This window comes from Pseudomonas sp. FP2196 (assembly GCF_030687715.1).
Classification (GTDB): Bacteria; Pseudomonadota; Gammaproteobacteria; order Pseudomonadales; family Pseudomonadaceae; genus Aquipseudomonas.
Genome location: NZ_CP117445.1, coordinates 5,960,832 through 5,977,322, shown reverse-complemented (window position 1 = coordinate 5,977,322; position 16,491 = coordinate 5,960,832). Strand labels below are relative to the sequence as shown.

General features: G+C 59.1%; 14 protein-coding genes. 7 read left to right on the top strand and 7 right to left on the bottom strand.

What is annotated here, in order from left to right; genetic code table 11:
- Position 1: 1 nt before the first annotated feature.
- The 4 genes from lpoB to PSH79_RS26875 all read right to left on the bottom strand — a co-directional run bounded on the left by lpoB (position 2) and on the right by PSH79_RS26875 (position 4,025).
- A complete protein-coding gene (gene lpoB, locus PSH79_RS26890; RefSeq protein ID WP_007911129.1) occupies positions 2 to 589 on the bottom strand; it encodes a penicillin-binding protein activator LpoB in 588 nt (195 codons plus the stop codon).
- A 37-nt stretch (positions 590 to 626) separates the two neighbouring features.
- Positions 627 to 1,001 (bottom strand): YcfL family protein, encoded by a 375-nt coding sequence (locus PSH79_RS26885; RefSeq protein ID WP_187678232.1) that lies wholly within the window; start codon positions 999 to 1,001, stop codon positions 627 to 629.
- 15 nt (positions 1,002 to 1,016) lie between these two features.
- Complete coding sequence (locus PSH79_RS26880; RefSeq protein WP_305440429.1) at positions 1,017 to 2,411, bottom strand: COG3014 family protein; 1,395 nt, start codon at positions 2,409 to 2,411, stop codon at positions 1,017 to 1,019.
- 204 nt (positions 2,412 to 2,615) lie between these two features.
- Complete coding sequence (locus PSH79_RS26875) at positions 2,616 to 4,025, bottom strand: COG3014 family protein (RefSeq protein WP_305444104.1); 1,410 nt, start codon at positions 4,023 to 4,025, stop codon at positions 2,616 to 2,618.
- Between the two features lie 233 nt (positions 4,026 to 4,258).
- Here PSH79_RS26875 and PSH79_RS26870 point away from each other — a divergent pair, with 233 nt between their 5' ends.
- Entirely contained in the window at positions 4,259 to 6,157 is a 1,899-nt protein-coding gene (locus PSH79_RS26870; RefSeq protein WP_305440428.1) for a cytochrome c/FTR1 family iron permease, read from the top strand.
- A gap of 110 nt (positions 6,158 to 6,267) precedes the next feature.
- Positions 6,268 to 6,723, top strand: a complete 456-nt coding sequence (locus PSH79_RS26865) for a YaiI/YqxD family protein (RefSeq protein ID WP_305440427.1) — start codon at positions 6,268 to 6,270, stop codon at positions 6,721 to 6,723.
- 89 nt (positions 6,724 to 6,812) lie between these two features.
- Here the strand turns inward: PSH79_RS26865 and elbB are convergent, their stop codons facing one another.
- Positions 6,813 to 7,481, bottom strand: a complete 669-nt coding sequence (elbB, locus tag PSH79_RS26860; RefSeq protein ID WP_187678227.1) for an isoprenoid biosynthesis glyoxalase ElbB — start codon at positions 7,479 to 7,481, stop codon at positions 6,813 to 6,815.
- A 115-nt stretch (positions 7,482 to 7,596) separates the two neighbouring features.
- On the opposite strand from elbB, the gene PSH79_RS26855 reads away from it, so the two are divergent.
- Positions 7,597 to 8,832 (top strand): sterol desaturase family protein, encoded by a 1,236-nt coding sequence (locus tag PSH79_RS26855; RefSeq protein ID WP_305440426.1) that lies wholly within the window; start codon positions 7,597 to 7,599, stop codon positions 8,830 to 8,832.
- Here PSH79_RS26855 and PSH79_RS26850 read toward each other — a convergent pair.
- On the bottom strand, positions 8,813 to 9,463 hold the full coding sequence (locus tag PSH79_RS26850; RefSeq protein ID WP_305440425.1) for a DedA family protein: 651 nt from the start codon (positions 9,461 to 9,463) through the stop codon (positions 8,813 to 8,815). The genes PSH79_RS26855 and PSH79_RS26850 overlap by 20 nt on opposite strands.
- 207 nt (positions 9,464 to 9,670) lie before the next feature.
- Between PSH79_RS26850 and hemB the strand changes: the two genes are divergently transcribed.
- Positions 9,671 to 10,684, top strand: a complete 1,014-nt coding sequence (gene hemB, locus PSH79_RS26845; RefSeq protein ID WP_305440424.1) for a porphobilinogen synthase — start codon at positions 9,671 to 9,673, stop codon at positions 10,682 to 10,684.
- An 18-nt stretch (positions 10,685 to 10,702) separates the two neighbouring features.
- Positions 10,703 to 12,928, top strand: a complete 2,226-nt coding sequence (gene ppk1 / locus PSH79_RS26840) for a polyphosphate kinase 1 (protein ID WP_187678223.1) — start codon at positions 10,703 to 10,705, stop codon at positions 12,926 to 12,928.
- A gap of 111 nt (positions 12,929 to 13,039) precedes the next feature.
- Here ppk1 and ppx read toward each other — a convergent pair whose 3' ends face one another.
- Entirely contained in the window at positions 13,040 to 14,542 is a 1,503-nt protein-coding gene (gene ppx, locus PSH79_RS26835) for an exopolyphosphatase (RefSeq protein WP_305440422.1), read from the bottom strand.
- 442 nt (positions 14,543 to 14,984) lie between these two features.
- Here ppx and PSH79_RS26830 point away from each other — a divergent pair, with 442 nt between their 5' ends.
- The gene (locus PSH79_RS26830) at positions 14,985 to 15,653 is read left to right on the top strand and encodes a DUF1120 domain-containing protein (RefSeq protein ID WP_305440421.1); all 669 of its coding nucleotides are present in this window, start codon (positions 14,985 to 14,987) and stop codon (positions 15,651 to 15,653) included.
- A gap of 118 nt (positions 15,654 to 15,771) precedes the next feature.
- A complete protein-coding gene (locus PSH79_RS26825; RefSeq protein ID WP_305440419.1) occupies positions 15,772 to 16,491 on the top strand; it encodes a fimbria/pilus chaperone family protein in 720 nt (239 codons plus the stop codon).

The window sequence follows — 16,491 nt, the reverse complement described above, 5'->3', positions numbered from 1 at the left end:
ATTAACGCTCCGTGGTTTTGCGGATCTCTTTTTCGTCCATCCACTCGGCCAGACCGCTTTCAACGTCGATCAATTGCAGGCTGAATTTGTAGAAGACGTCCTTGTAATCGCTGCTGCGCTTGACGATCGAGCTGATCGAACCTTCGATGCGGTACTTGGCGGCAACCATGTTGCCAGTCTTGGCCACGGTGCTCTTCTTGTACAGGCCGCTCTGGTTTTGCAGCTTGAGCTGGTCAACCTGGCTCTGCATTGCATTGTTGTCGCTGGCGAAGCGGGCAACGCCGGTTTTCATCAGCTGAGTCTTGATGCTGGTGGTGATTTCGCGTGTATCGATGTACTCGCTGGTCTTGTTCTTCACGTCGTAGACCTGAACCACTGGGCGGCCCTGCAGAATGCCGGACTGGGCCAGGGAGCGGGTCATCGACTCGGCGATCATTTGCAGGTCAGTCGAACCGAATTCGTTGGTGACGGTTTCAACAGCCTTGGTGTCGCCGTAGCTGATGTTCTTGCTGCCCAGGGTTGGCGAGGTGTTGGCGCAGCCTGAAGCCAGCAGGGCGATAACGGCGATGCAGGAAAAACGTACAAACATGACAGTGCTCTCTAAAACAGGAATAGGGGTGGCGGACTTAAGGCGTTTTGATTTCCAGACGGAAATCCACGGCTTTCGGCGTCGGGGCGATAGCCTGGACGAAGCTGGTCTGCGCGCCGTACATCATCTGGCTTTTCCAGACTTCTTCTTCCGCGACCGGGAAGCCTTCAGGGCCGAGCCAGGCGAAGCGGTAGTAGAAAATCTTGTTGCTGTTGAGGGTGTTGCTCAACTGCACATTGACGGTCATGAAGCCGTTTTCGCGGGCGACGCGCATGGCGCCGACGACGATGTGTTTTTGCGGCCCCATGGCCACGACTTTGCTCGCGGCGCTGCCCGGCTCAGGCGGTGGCGGGGTGGCGCAGCCGCTGGCCAGCACGGCGAGGGCGGCGACGGCGATGAGTTTGAAGCGCATGCAAAGACTCCGTTCTTAAGGTTGTTTGAGGCTGGCGACGTTGGTCGCAGCGGCGCTAGGGATCACGTGGGCGGCGAGACCGCCAGCAAACACCTGATTGCCCACGGCTCGCAGGCTGATCACCTGATAACGCTGATCGACGGTGACCTTGACCACCGAACCGCCCACAGCGCTCGGCAGAGTGACTTGGTGTTCACCTTTCTTCAAGCGCAGACGCACCACCTGGGTGTTGTCCGGCAGCGTGCGCCACGTACGGGTATCGGCACCTTCGAGCACAGCTGAAGAGATACCCACAGCCAGGCCGGCCAGTGGATTGGTTTCATTGATCTGCTTCTGCGCCACGCCTTTGGTGATCGCGCGCACGGTGGTGCGCAGGATAATCCCCGGCATGTCGTCGCGCAGGGCGCGGCGAGACATGGCGGTGGTGCTGTTGAGGCCGGTCAGGTTGACTTGCTGGCCGTCGACACCGATTTGCGCGAACGGCGCGGTGGAGGTGTCAGGCTTGATGATCGGGAACGACAGCGGCGTGATCACCACGTTGTTGGAGATCGGCAGCGGCAGTGGCACGCGAATCGAATCGCGGGACGGCGCCAGACCGCTTTGCACCACGATCAGGATGTCGCTGTCATCGCTCTTGGACGGCTTGTCGAGGTTGACCAGCGCCTGTTCGAGCAGCGGCGTGTTCGGGCGCAGTTCGGCGGCCTTGCGGTAGCCCGGTGCAGCCAGGTCTTTTTCGCCAAGGGCTTCGTAAACGAAACCGGCCAGGTAATGGCTGAACGCACTCTGGTAGCTGTTCTTCAGACCGACCACTTCCGGCGCATCGAGGCTGGCGACCGGGTAGCCTTGCAGATCCTTGTACTGAGTCTTGATGCCTTCTTTCTCGGCCTCTTCCTCGCTCTTGAGGTATTCCTTGTCGCGCAGATCGGCGATCACCGCTTCACGTTCGTGGGTCTTCTTGATCGCGGTGCGCGCGCCGTCGAAGTCATTGACCGCCAGCAGGTTCAGGGCCATTTGCGTGGTCAGCATGACTTTTTCGTAGTCGTAGCCTTCGTAGCGACGGACTTTGTCGTTAACGATGAAGCTACCGAACTGGGCCAGATACTTGGCGCTGTCGAGCTTGACCGCGTCTTCCCACTGACCGACCACCTGGTCGGCGCTGGTCCAGGCGTTCTGGCTGCCGGACAGGTCGCCCTTGGCGCGCAGCAGTTCACCTTTTTCGAAGTAATAGAGCAGGTCTTTGTCGGGGCTGGTGTTGTTCTTTTCCAGCAGGGTCAGCGCGGCATCGACGTTGCCGGAAGCCAGTTGCTGGTTTGTCTGGGCCAGTTCGGAGTCGTAGTTGCGAAACGCCGAACAGCCGGACAGCAGAGTGACGGCGCTGAGCGCAATCAGAGTGGGGGCGCGGAATGCCATGGGGGTACTTCTTCCCTGGAGTAACTACAGCCGCGGATGCTGGTCGGGCTGGTGTGACCCATCGACAGTGGCGCTGGCCTCCTGCCAATTCCTCATAACCAGAGGAGCTTTTATGCCGCATCGCGATAGCGAGGGCGCCGCATTATAAGCGGGTGCTAGTGGCTATGTAATAGCTTTTTAATTGCACCGGTTAGTTTGGTGCCATTACTGCCCGGGACTGCCAGCGGTAGCAGGCTCTGATACCTCGGGTAGCACCAGCGCAGACCCCACGTAGTAGTTCACGCCCATGAATACCCGCAGATTGAATACCTGATGGTTCTGGTCGACACGCACGGTGAACCCGTCCGCTGCACGCAAGTACGGGAAGCTCACGCGATGCAGGCCTTTTTTAAGGCGTAGACGGGCGACCAGGGTTTTGTCCGGAAGGGTGCGCCAGGTGCGCGTATCCGCCTCTTCGAAAGGATCGTGTTCAGTAACCACCAGCGAAGCCTTGGCCGGATCGCGTTCATTCTTTTGAGCCTGACTGATGGCGGCCATGTTGGCGCGGAACATGGCGCGAGAGATGATCGCCGGCATGTCATCGCGTAACGTCCGCATGGCCATGTCAGTAACGCTGTTGATCATCGTCAACGGGTATTGTTTTCCGTCGACGAGCACACTCGGAACAGGAGGTGTGATCGTATCGGGCACCATCACCGGGAACGAAATCGGCGCGACAATCGTCAGGTTTTCGTTCAGCCGCACCGGGATCGGCACTTGCACCGAACTGCGCACCGGAGCGAAACCGGCCTGGACAACCACCAGGATCTCGCTTTCATCCGCTGCCGGCGCGGGCTTGTCCAGGTTGCGCAAGGCTTTCTCGAGAAACGGTACGCCCGGGCGTAACTCAATGGCCTGGCGATAACCCGGTGCCGCGAGCGTGCGTTCGCCCAAAGCCTCATACGTGAAGCCCGCCAGATAGTGGCTGAACGCACTCTGGTAGCCGTTCTTCAGTTCAATCACTTGCGGGGCGTCGAGGACGGCGACCGGGTAGCCTTGCAGATCCTTGTAATGCAGCGTGATCCCTTGGCTTTTAGCCTGCTCCTCAGCTTCTTCGTATTGCCGCTCCCGCTGGCGGGCAATCAGGGTTTCGCGCTCGTGGGTCTTTTTGATGTCGGCGCGGGCGCCGTCGAAATCGTTTTCCGCCAGTTGGTTGAGGGCCATCTCTGTGGTCAGCATGACTTTTTCGTAGTCGTAACCTTCGTAGCGCAACAGCTTGTCGTTGACCAGCATGGTGCCCATTTCATTGCCGAACCGGGCCAGCAGCTTCATGCCTGCGGAGGGATTGGCCTCTTCGCGCTGGAAAATCATCCGGTCAGCCGTGCGCCAGGCTTCCTGACTTTTTGGCAGGGCCGTGCCGGCGCTGAGAATGGCGCCTCTTTCCAGGTAATACAGCAGATCCTTGTCTTCCCAGGGATTATTCAGCTCCATCAGGTAGAGCGCTTCGTTGAGATTGCCCGCCGACATCTGATCGATGGTCTGCTGCATCTCTGCATCGTAATTGCGGTAAGCGGCGCAACCGCTCAACTGCATGATGGCGCTGAACAACAGACAAAACGGCAGGCAGTGGCGCATGGAGACAGGTTCTTCCTTGAACGGCAAGGGCGGGAGGTGACGCAGTATAGGGGCTGTTTGCCCCGGCATGTCGCACTCAAGGTGCAGGTGTTCGTTGAGTTCGTGCAGGGACATTACCGGGCACTGGCTGCGCCGTTACGCTGAAAAAAACGACTGCCGCGCTGACAAAGCTTGAGGGAATCTCACTGGAAGTGAACAATGTGTTACTTCGTATTACCAATTGAGATTCGTTCATGACCGCGCCGTCCCGTTTTCTGGCCTGGCTGTTGTTCCCGTTGTGCGCCCTGAGTTGCTCGAACCTGCTGGCCGATGCGGTGGAAGGTGCGCCGCAAGCGCTGCACATGCTCGATTACATCAGTGCCGACTACCCGCCGACTGTGGAAGCGGGCAAGGTCGTCGACGACTCCGAATACCGCGAGCAACTGGAATTCATTCAGGTGTTGCAGGGGCTGATCGCGGATTTGCCGGCGAAACCGGAAAAGGCCGGGCTGGAGCAAGGTGTGATTACCTTGCGCGCAGCGGTCACCGCTCGGCAGGACGGCGCGGAAGTTGCCCGTCAGGCGCGGCAACTGGGTGCAAAGCTGGCCGTGGCCTATGAAGTCAGTCAGGCGCCGGTCATCACTCCGGATCCGGCGCGTGCCGCACCGCTCTTCGCCCAGCACTGCTCGGTGTGCCACGGTGAAACCGGCGCGGGCGATGGCCCGGCCGGTGTCGGCCTGACACCGCCCCCGGCCAACCTGCGCGACGCCGCCCGTCTGGATCACCTGAGCCTCTACGCGATCTACAGCACCCTCGGTCAGGGCGTCGAGGGCACCGACATGCCGTCGTTTGCCGATCAACTGGATGATCGCCAGCGCTGGGACATGGCCACTTATGTCGCCGGGCTCAGCGCCGATGCCTCGGCAGCCAAATCCGAGCAGACCTACAACATTGCCGATCTGGCCCGCCAGACCCCGGCCGAAGTGCAAATAGCCGAAGGCGCGCAAGCCGCCGCGACGTTCCGCGCCCAGCGTGCGCAGCCGCCGCAGGTCAAGCGCGGCCCGGCGCAGTTGCTCGACTACACCGCTGCAACGCTGGACAAGAGCCTCGCGGCTTATCGCGCCGGCGACCATGATCAAGCCTACGACCTGTCGGTGGCGGCGTATCTGGAAGGCTTCGAACTGGTCGAGAGCTCGCTGGATAACGTCGACGCCAACGTGCGCAAAGACACTGAAAAATCTCTGATGGCTTATCGGCAGTCGTTGCAGGACGGGTTACCGGTCACGCAGGCCGAACAGCGTCTGGACGCCGCGAAGGCGAAACTCAAGGAATCCGCCGCTCTGCTCGGCAGCGATGGCTTGAGCTGGTCGTTGAGCTTTATCTCCGGCCTGCTGATTCTGCTGCGCGAAGGCCTGGAAGCGATTCTGGTGTTGGCGGCGATTCTCGCGTTTCTGCGCAACACCGGTCAGCAATCGGCGGTGCGCAGCGTCAACGTCGGTTGGGGTTTGGCGCTGCTGGCCGGCCTGGCGACCTGGGCGCTGGCGGCGTATGTGATCGATGTCAGCGGCTCGCAGCGTGAATTGCTCGAAGGCGCTACGGCGCTGTTCGCCAGTGTGATGGTGCTGTGGCTTGGTGTGTGGATGCACGATCGTCGCCACGCGGCGGCCTGGCAGGATTACATCAAGAGCAGTCTGGTTGGCGGTGGCGGGCGTTTCGGCTTTGCGATCCTGGCGTTCTTCTCGGTCTATCGCGAGTTGTTCGAAGTGATCCTGTTCTACGAAACCCTCTGGCTACAGGCTGGACCTGCCGGGCACAACGCGGTATTGGCAGGCGGTGCGACGGCGCTGGTGTTGCTGGTCGGTCTGGCGTGGGTGATCCTGCGGGGCTCGGCGAAACTGCCGCTGGCGCTGTTCTTCAGCATCAACGCCGCGCTGCTGTGCGCGCTGTCGGTGGTGTTTGCCGGGCACGGAGTGAAGGCGTTGCAGGAAGCCGGGATCTTCGGCACGCGGCCGGTGGCGTTCTTCGATTTCGACTGGCTGGGGATTCATGCCGATGCCTATTCGCTGACGGCGCAAGCGGTGGCGATCGTGGCGATCATCGTGCTGTACAGCCGTAGTCGTCTGGCTGAGAAGAAGCGGGTGCCTGCTGCCTGATTGAGTTAAATCCTGAAAGATCGCAGCCTTCGGCAGCTCCTACATGGGTTCGGTGTATACCTGTAGGAGCTGCCGAAGGCTGCGATCTTTTATTTTTAGAGGTAAATGAGATGCGTGTATGGATCGATGCCGACGCTTGTCCACGGGCGGCGAAGGATCTGGTGGTGAAGTTCGCGCTCAAGCGCCAGTTCGAAGTGGTGCTGGTGGCCGGGCAGCCGCAAACCAAGCCGGGGCTGGCCATCGTCAAGTTGATCGTGGTGCCGAGCGGCCCGGATGCGGCGGACGATTATCTGGTCGAACACGCCGTGCCCGGCGAGTTGGTGATCTGCAGCGATATTCCACTGGCCGATCGGTTGGTGAAGAAGGGCGTGGCGGCGCTTGATCCACGAGGCAAAGAATTCGACGTGCAGAACATGGGCGAACGCCTGGCTGTGCGCAACCTGTTCACCGATCTGCGTGAACAGGGCCAGATGAGCGGCGGCCCGGCGCCGTTTGGCGAGCGCGAGAAGCAAGCGTTTGCCAATGCGCTGGATCGGATCCTCACCCGCCTGACCCGTCAATCTTGAAAAGATCGCAGCCTGCGGCAGCTCCTACAGAGTTCTGGTGATCGACTCAATCCACTGTTGGAGCTGGCGAAGGCTGCGATCTTTTGAGCTTAAGCGTCGTTCTCGTGAGTCAGTTCAAGGACTCGATCGACCAGTTTATTGATCCCGGACGCCGCCTCACTGATGTTCTGCGCCAGCATGTAAGCCGGAGTCGTCACCAGTTTGCGTGCCTTGTCTTCGATGATGTCGGTCACTGCGCATTCTTCGTGGGTGGCGCCCATCTTGTTCATCGCGGTGGCGGTGTCGGCATCGTTGCCGATGGTGCAGGTCACGCCCGGGCCGTAGATCTTTGCCGCGAGTGCCGGCGAGATGCAGATCAGCCCCACGGGTTTGCCTGCTTCGGCAAACGCTTCGGCCAGGGCCAGAACGTCTGGCTGCACGGTGCAGCCGGCACCTTCTATGGCGAAGTTCGACAGGTTCTTCGCCGCCCCGAAACCACCCGGCACGATCAGCGCATCGAAGTCGTCGACGTCGGCCTCACGAATGTCCTTGATGTTGCCCCGGGCGATGCGCGCCGACTCCACCAGCACGTTGCGCGACTCGGGCATTTCTTCGCCGGTCAGGTGATTGATCACATGCAATTGCGCAATATTCGGGGCGAAGCACTGTACCTGCGCGCCGCGTTGGTCAAGGCGTAGCAGGGTGATGACGCTTTCCTGGATTTCGGCTCCGTCGTAAACGCCACTGCCGGACAGGATCACTGCAACTTTTTTGCTCATGGGTTTCTCTCCAGTTTCATGGCGCTAAATGTCCACTAATTTGTCGCGTGTTGCCATAGGGTAAATTCGCGCTCAGGCCTACGATCTGTTGCATGGAATTGGCTCGGAACACGTCATGAACTTCATTCTGTATGCGGTGCCGTTTTTCTTCGTTTTGATTGCGGTGGAGCTGATCGCCGACCGTTGGCGCGGGGTCAGCCACTATCGCCTGGCCGATGCGGTGAACAGCATCAGCACCGGCGTGCTGTCGACCACTACCGGGCTGCTGACCAAAGGCGTCGGCCTTGTGACCTATGCCTTTGCCCTGGAACATCTGGCGTTGCTCAGGCTGCCGGCGCAGAGCCTCTGGGTCTGGGTGTTCGCTTTCATCCTCTATGACTTCTGCTACTACTGGCTGCACCGCATGGGCCATGAACGCAACATCCTCTGGGCGGCGCATTCGGTGCATCACCAGAGCGAGGAGTACAACCTCTCGACGGCGTTGCGTCAGACCAGCACCGGGTTTCTGCTGAGCTGGATCTTCTACCTGCCGATGGCCGTACTTGGCGTGCCGCTGCTGGTGTTCGTCAGCGTTGCGGCACTGAATCTGCTCTATCAGTTTTGGGTGCACACCCAGCACATTCCCAAGCTTGGCTGGTTCGAATGGTTCTTCGTTACGCCGTCCAATCATCGGGCCCACCATGCACAGAACGCTCTCTACATGGATCGCAACTACGGCGGGGTGTTCATTATTTGGGATCGGCTGTTTGGCTCGTTCCAGGAGGAGGACGACAACGAACCGGTGATTTTCGGCGTGACCACACCCCTGGCGAGCTGGAATCCGCTCTGGGCCAACTTGCAGTTTTATGCGCAACTGTGGGATGACGCGCGGCGCACGGAGAGCATGTGGGACAAGCTGCGGATCTGGTTTATGCGCACCGGTTGGCGTCCGGCGGATGTGGCGGCGAAGTATCCGATGAACAAGCCGGACCTGAGCCGGTTTCGCAAGTTCGACGTAGTGCTCGATAGCCGTCAGCAGTGGTACGTGGCGGCGCAATTCTGCGTCTATATCGCGCTGGGCAGTTACTTGATGAATCTGGAAACCGCTCTGCCGCGCGCCGCGCTGGTGCTCGGTTGGGGGGCGGTGGCGTTCGGTCTGTTTGCGTTGGGCGTGGCCCTGGAGAATCGCCCGTGGGCGCTGAAGGTCGAGCTGTTGCGGTTGGCGTCGAATCTGCCGCTCGTGTGGCTGGCGCCGCTGGTCGGGCTATGGCCGGCCAGCCCGGTGGCCTGGGCTGGCTTGCTCGGTTACAGCCTGCTCAGCGGCATCGGGCTGTATGGCGTTCGCCAGCGAATTACTCGTTTGGTGTCTTAGGGTCGGCGATTTTGGCCTGATCGATCTGATGCAACTGCGCGGCTTTCGCTGCCTGCTCGTCGGCGTAGACCTGCTTCGCCAAACGGGCATTCTTGAAGCGGCGGCGCAGCCACAGGCCAACACCCAGCACCAGCAACGCGCCGAGTACCCATAGTTCGTATTTCTTGATGCTGCCGAGCATGCCTTCGAGCACAGCGCCGAAATGGTAAGCGGCAGCGGCCAGGGCGGTGGCCCAGATCGCGGCGCCAATCCCGTTCAGCAGCAGATAACGTCCCGGTGGATAACCCGACAAGCCGATCGCCACCGGCATCACGGTGCGCAAGCCATAAACGAAGCGGAAACTCAGAACCCAGATGTCCGGGTGCTTGCGGATGTGCTCCAGCGCCCGGTCGCCCATCATTTGCCAGCGCGGTTTGCGCGCGAGCAATTTGCGCCCGTGCTTGCGCCCCAGGAAGTACCACAGCTGATCGCCGGCATAGCTGCCGAAGAACGCCACGACCACCACCAGATTGATATCCATGTATCCGCGAAACGCGAGGAAGCCCGCGAGCACCAGGATGGTTTCGCCTTCGAAGAACGTGCCGAGAAAAAGGGCAAAGTAGCCGAAGTCATGCAGAAATTGTTGGAGCATTGTCTGGGTGCTGGCGAAATGAACGCGCAGCCTAACCCTTCGAACACATTCAGGAAAGTGTCCAAATGTGTCTCGACGTGAACAATTCCTACACTGACAATGGAATGCGGCTACATGTCACGGGGTACGCACAACTGTAATCTGTTCGTCATAATGGCCGTCTATAACTGTCACGCTCGCCCGTTTGCGCGGGCTCAGGAGTCTGCCGTGAGCTTTACCCCTGCCAACCGTTTGTTCCCCGCTACCCGCCTGCGTCGCAATCGCCGTGATGATTTTTCGCGTCGTCTGGTGCGGGAAAATGTGCTGACGGTTGATGATCTGATCCTGCCGGTTTTCGTCCTCGACGGTGAAAACCGCCGCGAAGCTGTCGCTTCGATGCCCGGTGTAGAGCGCTTGACTATCGACCTGCTGCTTGAAGAAGCGGCGAAATGGGTCGAGCTGGGGATTCCGGCGTTGGCGCTGTTCCCGGTCACTCCTGCAGAACTCAAATCCCTCGACGCCGCCGAAGCCTGGAATCCCGAAGGCATCGCCCAGCGCGCCACTCGCGCCCTGCGTGATCGCTTCCCCGAACTGGGCGTTATCACCGACGTCGCGCTCGACCCGTTCACCACCCACGGTCAGGACGGCATTCTCGACGAAGAAGGCTACGTGCAGAACGACATTACCGTCGACGCACTCGTTCGCCAGGCGCTGTCCCACGCCGAGGCTGGCGCTCAGGTCGTTGCCCCGTCGGACATGATGGACGGTCGCATCCAGGCGATCCGCGAAGCGCTGGAAGTGGCCGGTCACGTCAACGTGCGGATCATGGCCTACTCGGCCAAGTACGCCAGCGCCTATTACGGGCCTTTCCGCGATGCGGTGGGTTCGGCGTCGAACCTTGGCAAGGCGAACAAGGCTTCTTATCAGATGGACCCGGCCAACAGCGACGAAGCGCTGCACGAAGTCGGTGCCGACTTGTCTGAAGGCGCGGACATGGTCATGGTCAAGCCGGGCATGCCGTATCTGGACATTCTTTTGCGGGTAAAAGATGCCTTCAAGGTGCCGACCTTCGTCTATCAGGTTAGCGGCGAATACGCCATGCACATGGCGGCGATCCAGAATGGCTGGTTGAGCGAGGCGGTGATTCTCGAGTCACTGACCGCCTTTAAACGTGCCGGCGCTGATGGCATCCTGACTTACTTTGCTGTCCGCGCCGCTCAATTGTTACGAGAGCAGAAATAGCCCTCCCAGGAACATTCAATGAATACCGAAGGACTCACTGAAGTTGCAGTAAAAGAAGCTCAGCCGGTGGTGGAACAAATCACCGAAACCCCGCCGGAACTGGAGCCTGCGCCACCCGCGCCGGTTACCGAACCCGCTGCGGCGGTGCCGGCGATTGCGATTCCAGGCCTGGATGACAGCAGCCTGTATATCCACCGTGAGCTCTCGCAACTGCAGTTCAACATCCGCGTGCTGGAACAGGCGCTGGACGAGTCCTATCCGTTGCTGGAGCGGCTGAAGTTCCTGCTGATCTTCTCCAGCAACCTCGACGAATTCTTTGAAATCCGTGTTGCCGGCCTGAAAAAGCAGATTACCTTTGCCCGTGAACAGGCCGGTGCCGATGGCCTGCAACCGCATCAAGCCCTGGCGCGGATCAGCGAACTGGTGCACGGTCACGTTGACCGCCAGTACGCGATCCTCAACGACATCCTGTTGCCCGAGCTTGAAAAGCATCAGGTGCGCTTCATCCGTCGGCGCAACTGGACGACCAAGCTCAAGACCTGGGTGCGCCGTTATTTCCGCGACGAGATCGCGCCGATCATCACCCCGATCGGCCTCGACCCGACGCACCCGTTCCCGCTGCTGGTGAACAAGAGCCTGAACTTCATCGTCGAACTTGAAGGTATCGACGCCTTCGGTCGCGACTCAGGTCTGGCGATCATCCCGGCACCGCGCCTGCTGCCGCGCATCATCAAGGTGCCGGAAGAAGTGGGCGGCGCTGGCGATAACTATGTGTTCCTGTCGTCGATGATCCATGCTCACGCCGATGACCTGTTCCAAGGCATGAAGGTCAAGGGCTGCTACCAGTTCCGTCTGACCCGAAACGCCGACCTGGCGCTCGATTCCGAAGACGTCGAAGACTTGGCCCGCGCTCTGCGTGGCGAGTTGTTCTCGCGTCGCTACGGTGATGCGGTGCGCCTGGAAGTCGCCGACACCTGTCCGAAACATCTGTCGGACTACCTGCTCAAGCAGTTCAACCTGAGCGAGACCGAGCTGTATCAGGTCAACGGCCCGGTCAACCTGACCCGTCTGTTCAGCATCACCGGCCTGGACAGCCATCCAGAGCTGCAATACACGCCGTTCACACCGCAGATTCCGAAACTGCTGCAAAACAGCGAGAACATTTTCAGCGTGGTGAGCAAGCAGGATATTTTGCTGCTGCACCCGTTCGAGTCGTTCACCCCGGTGGTCGATCTGCTGCGTCAAGCCGCGAAAGATCCGCATGTACTGGCCGTGCGCCAGACGCTGTATCGCTCCGGCGCCAACTCGGAAATCGTCGATGCGCTGGTGGATGCCGCGCGTAACGGCAAGGAAGTGACGGCGGTCATCGAGCTGCGGGCGCGCTTCGATGAAGAGTCAAACCTGCAACTGGCCAGCCGTCTGCAAGCGGCCGGGGCAGTGGTGATCTACGGCGTGGTCGGCTTCAAGACCCACGCCAAGATGATGCTTATTCTGCGTCGCGAACAGGGCGAGATCGTGCGTTACGCGCACCTCGGTACCGGTAACTACCACGCTGGCAACGCCAAGCTCTATACCGACTACAGCCTGCTGACCTCCGACGACGCCTTGTGCGAAGACGTCGGAAAACTGTTCAGTCAGTTGATCGGCATGGGTAAAACCCTGCGCATGAAGAAGCTGTTGCATGCGCCGTTTACCTTGAAGAAGGGCATGCTCGACATGATTGCCCGCGAGACCCAGTTCGCCGTCGAAGGCAAACCGGCGCACATCATCGCCAAGTTCAACTCGCTGACCGATCCGAAGATCATCCGTGCGCTGTACAAGGCCAGCCAGTCCGGCGTGCGTATCGATCTGGTGGTGCGGGGCATGTGCTGCTTGCGGCCGGGCATCGCCGGGGTTTCGCACAACATTCATGTGCGCTCGATCATCGGCCGCTTCCTTGAACACACTCGAGTGTTCTACTTCCTCAACGGTGGCGAGGAGCAGATGTTCCTCTCCAGTGCTGACTGGATGGAGCGCAACCTCGACAAGCGCGTCGAGACTTGCTTCCCGGTGGAAGGCAAGAAACTGCTGACCCGGGTGAAGAAAGAGCTGGAGTTGTACCTGACCGACAATACCCACAGCTGGAGCCTGCAATCGGATGGCCGTTACATCCGCAACACGCCAACCGGCAACCAGAACCCGCGCAGTGCGCAGGCGACGTTGCTGGAGCGTTTGGGTAGCCCGATTCTGCCGGTGAGCAGCTGATCTTCAGCCCAATAAAAAAGGCGATCCCACGGGGTCGCCTTTTTTGTACCTGATACACCGACCTGTGTAGGAGCAGCCTGCGGCAACTCCTACAGGGAGATTTGCGGTGTATTAGTGGACGGTTAGAACGATGCCCACCCGCGTCAGCCAATCCGCCTCAAGCCCGAAGTCCGCCTGAGTCAGCTGGTTCTCATCCAGCCAGTTCTCCGGGAATTCCACATCCAGGGTGTTGCCCTTCGCGTGCAGCACCACCTGCGGCATCGACTGCGTGCCACGAATGTGGTGGAACAGGATCGCAAAGCGCAGCAGCACACACAGGCGGATCAGCTTGTCGCCGTCTTCGCCAAAATCGGCGAATTTGTCCTTGGGAATGTTACGGCGGTGGCCGCGCACCAGCAGGGCCAGCATTTGCTGGTCTTCGCGGGAGAAACCGGCCAGATCCGAGTGCTCGATCAGGTAGGCACCGTGCTTGTGGTAGTGATAGTGGGCGATGTCGAGGCCGACTTCGTGCACTTTCGCCGCCCAGCCCAGCAGTTCGCGCCAGATGCCGTCATCCAGCTCCCAGTCGACAGCGACCTGATCGAAGGCGTGCAGAGCTTTGCGTTCAACCCGCGCCGCTTGTTCGAGATCGACGTGATAACGCTCCATGAGCGAGGTCAGGGTGCGTTCGCGCACGTCTTCGTGGTGATGGCGACCAAGCAGGTCGTAGAGCACGCCCTCACGCAGCGCGCCTTCGCAGTGATCCATGCGTTGCAGTTCGAGCGCGTCGAAAATCGCTTCGAGAATCGCCAGACCGGCCGGGAAGATTGCCCGGCGGTCAGGTTTGATGCCGTCGAAATCGATCTTGTCTACGTCGCCCAGCTTGAAGAGTCGGCGCTTGAGCCACGCCAGGCCTTCGGCATTCACTTCGCCAGTGCCATGCCCACCGGCCTTCAGCGCCAGACCGATGGCGCGGATGGTGCCCGAGGAGCCGATGGCCTCATCCCAGGTCAGGCGGTGCAGGGCGTGTTCAATGCTCATGATCTCCAGCCGCGCCGCCGTATACGCCTGGGCGTAGCGTGCCGGAGTGATCTTGCCGTCCTTGAAGTAGCGCTGGGTGAAGCTGACGCAGCCCATTTGCAGGCTTTCGCGCAGCAGTGGTTCGAAGCGCTGACCGATGATGAACTCGGTACTGCCGCCGCCGATGTCGGCGACCAGTCGTTTGCCCGGGGTGTCGGCGAGGGTGTGGGAGACACCCAGATAAATCAGACGCGCTTCTTCACGGCCGGAGATGACTTCCACCGGATGGCCGAGGATTTCTTCGGCACGGTGGATGAATTCGAGGCGGTTGCGTGCTTCGCGCAGGGCATTGGTACCGACGATGCGCACGGCGCCCAGCGGCATACCGTTGATCAGTTGGGCAAAACGCTTGAGGCAATCGAGGCCCCGCTGCATCGATTCTTCGTTGAGGTGGCGCTCGTCGTCGATGCCGGCGGCCAGCTGAACCTTCTCGCCCAGACGCTCAAGAATGCGGATTTCACCGTTCTGGGCCTTGGCCACGACCATGTGAAAGCTGTTGGAGCCCAGGTCGATTGCGGCGATCAGGGACAGATTTTTGGCTTGGGATTGCGGCATGGTCAGGGGGTCTCGGTCGATAACCTCGACATCGTGCCACGATCAAACGCTGGCGCCAACGCACAGAGGTCAGGGTTTATGTTGAAGACGGCGGATGCGTACCGGGCCACGTCGTTGCGCTGTAACAAAAAGAAAACGTTGTGCTGTGAATATTTTCCTACGATAAATAAAGAATTTTATCTAATCGATATACGATTTTGGATACAGGTGTTGATACTCTTTCACTCAAAGTGTGGGCGTAAGCTCCTACCGACAATGTCGTAGTGTCTTATTCTTATCTGTAGGCAATGTCCTCAAACTGTGTACGTATTCATCTCGTGGCGGTATTTATATATCGCGTCGATTTGAATTCGAGTGGAAATAGACGTTTTGTTTTTCACTCGTTTCATTTTATTGAAAATGTCAACTGTGATGAAACAAGCCAATTTAAGGTGAGAAAACCATGAAAGTATTAAGTGCACTGGTGGCGGTAGCGGTAGTTGCCGGCATTTCCTTCAATGCAAATGCTGCAATTGATTTGCGGGTAAAGGGCACGATTGTACCGGCCAGCTGCGTTCCGTTCTTGCAAGGTGGCGGTGTTGTAGATTACGGCAATATTCCTGCCGAGGATCTGAACCAGACATCGTTCACCGTGCTGGAAAAGAAAGAGATCGTCTTCAACATCAATTGCCGATCGGCAACCAAGGTCGGGCTCAAGGCGTTGGACGGCAAAGGCTTCAGTCAGATTCCTGGCATTCTGGCAGCCACCATCGGTCCCGATTACACCGACAACTACAACTATGGTCTGGGCGCCACCGTCGACGGCGAGAGCATTGGCGGCTATGCGGTCAATCTGAAGCCAGGCAGCTTCAATGCCGGCGGTGCGGCGGTCAAGGCCATCACCTCCCTCGACAATGGCACTACCTGGATCGAAACCACCACGGGTGCGGTAGGGCAAACGGACAACATCGCTTCCTGGTCTTCGACAACCGGACTGCCAACGCCTATTTCGTTCATCACCCTCAGTGGTGCGATGGAAGTTCAGGCGGTGATCAACAAGGCCTCGGAGTTGACCATTAATAATGATGTTCCTCTTGATGGTCTGACCACGTTCGAGTTGAGCTACCTCTAAATTCAGTTAGTTGTCCCGGTATGTCACCTGTCAGGGTGGCATATCAGGATGTTTCGTAACTTTATTTGATTTTTATCGTGTGTCTTGTCGCGAATCTGTTTGCTCGTGAGGGTGTTCTGTGGCCGGGTTTTTGTTTTCAAAAAAAATAACGTGGTTTGTATTTGTCATTTTCATGTGGGGGGAAGGAACTTCGGTACTGGCCGACGGCATGGTGCCTGAAACAACCGTGGTTATTCTTCACGAGGAGGATGGCGAGGCGACCATTAATGTAAAGAATACCGATGCGAAGCCCGCCCTGTTGTATTCATCCATTGAAAATCTGCCGGAAGATCCGGAGTTTCTCGCACTGGTAACACCGCCCATTACCCGGGTCGAGCCCTCCGAAAAGCAATTGGTACGAGTTATCGGGCAGTTTTCCGAACCACTCAAAACCCAGCGTCTCAAGCGCGTTATTTTTGAAGGCGTACCGCCGAGAAAAGATGCAACAACCGCATCAGTCGGTGTAACAATCAGGCAGAACCTGCCATTGATTATTCATCCACGGGGCCTGGAAAAAAATCCGACACCGTGGACGCTGTTGGAGTGGTCGATCGTCGGCGATGTCCTGCAGGTGCGCAATGAAAGTCCCTACGTGGTGCGTTTATCACAAGAGATTCTCCTCACCCCGCAAAATCGTCCTGCGGACATTGGCCGAACCTACGTGCTGCCGGGTGAAGTCATCCGGCGCAAGCTGGGTGGGCCTCTGCAGTCGACCACCGGTGTCACGTTTTACCCCGCGACCGTTTATGGATTCACGGTTGCCAGTTATGCCGCCCGCGTCGCTGTTCAGGGCCCTTGA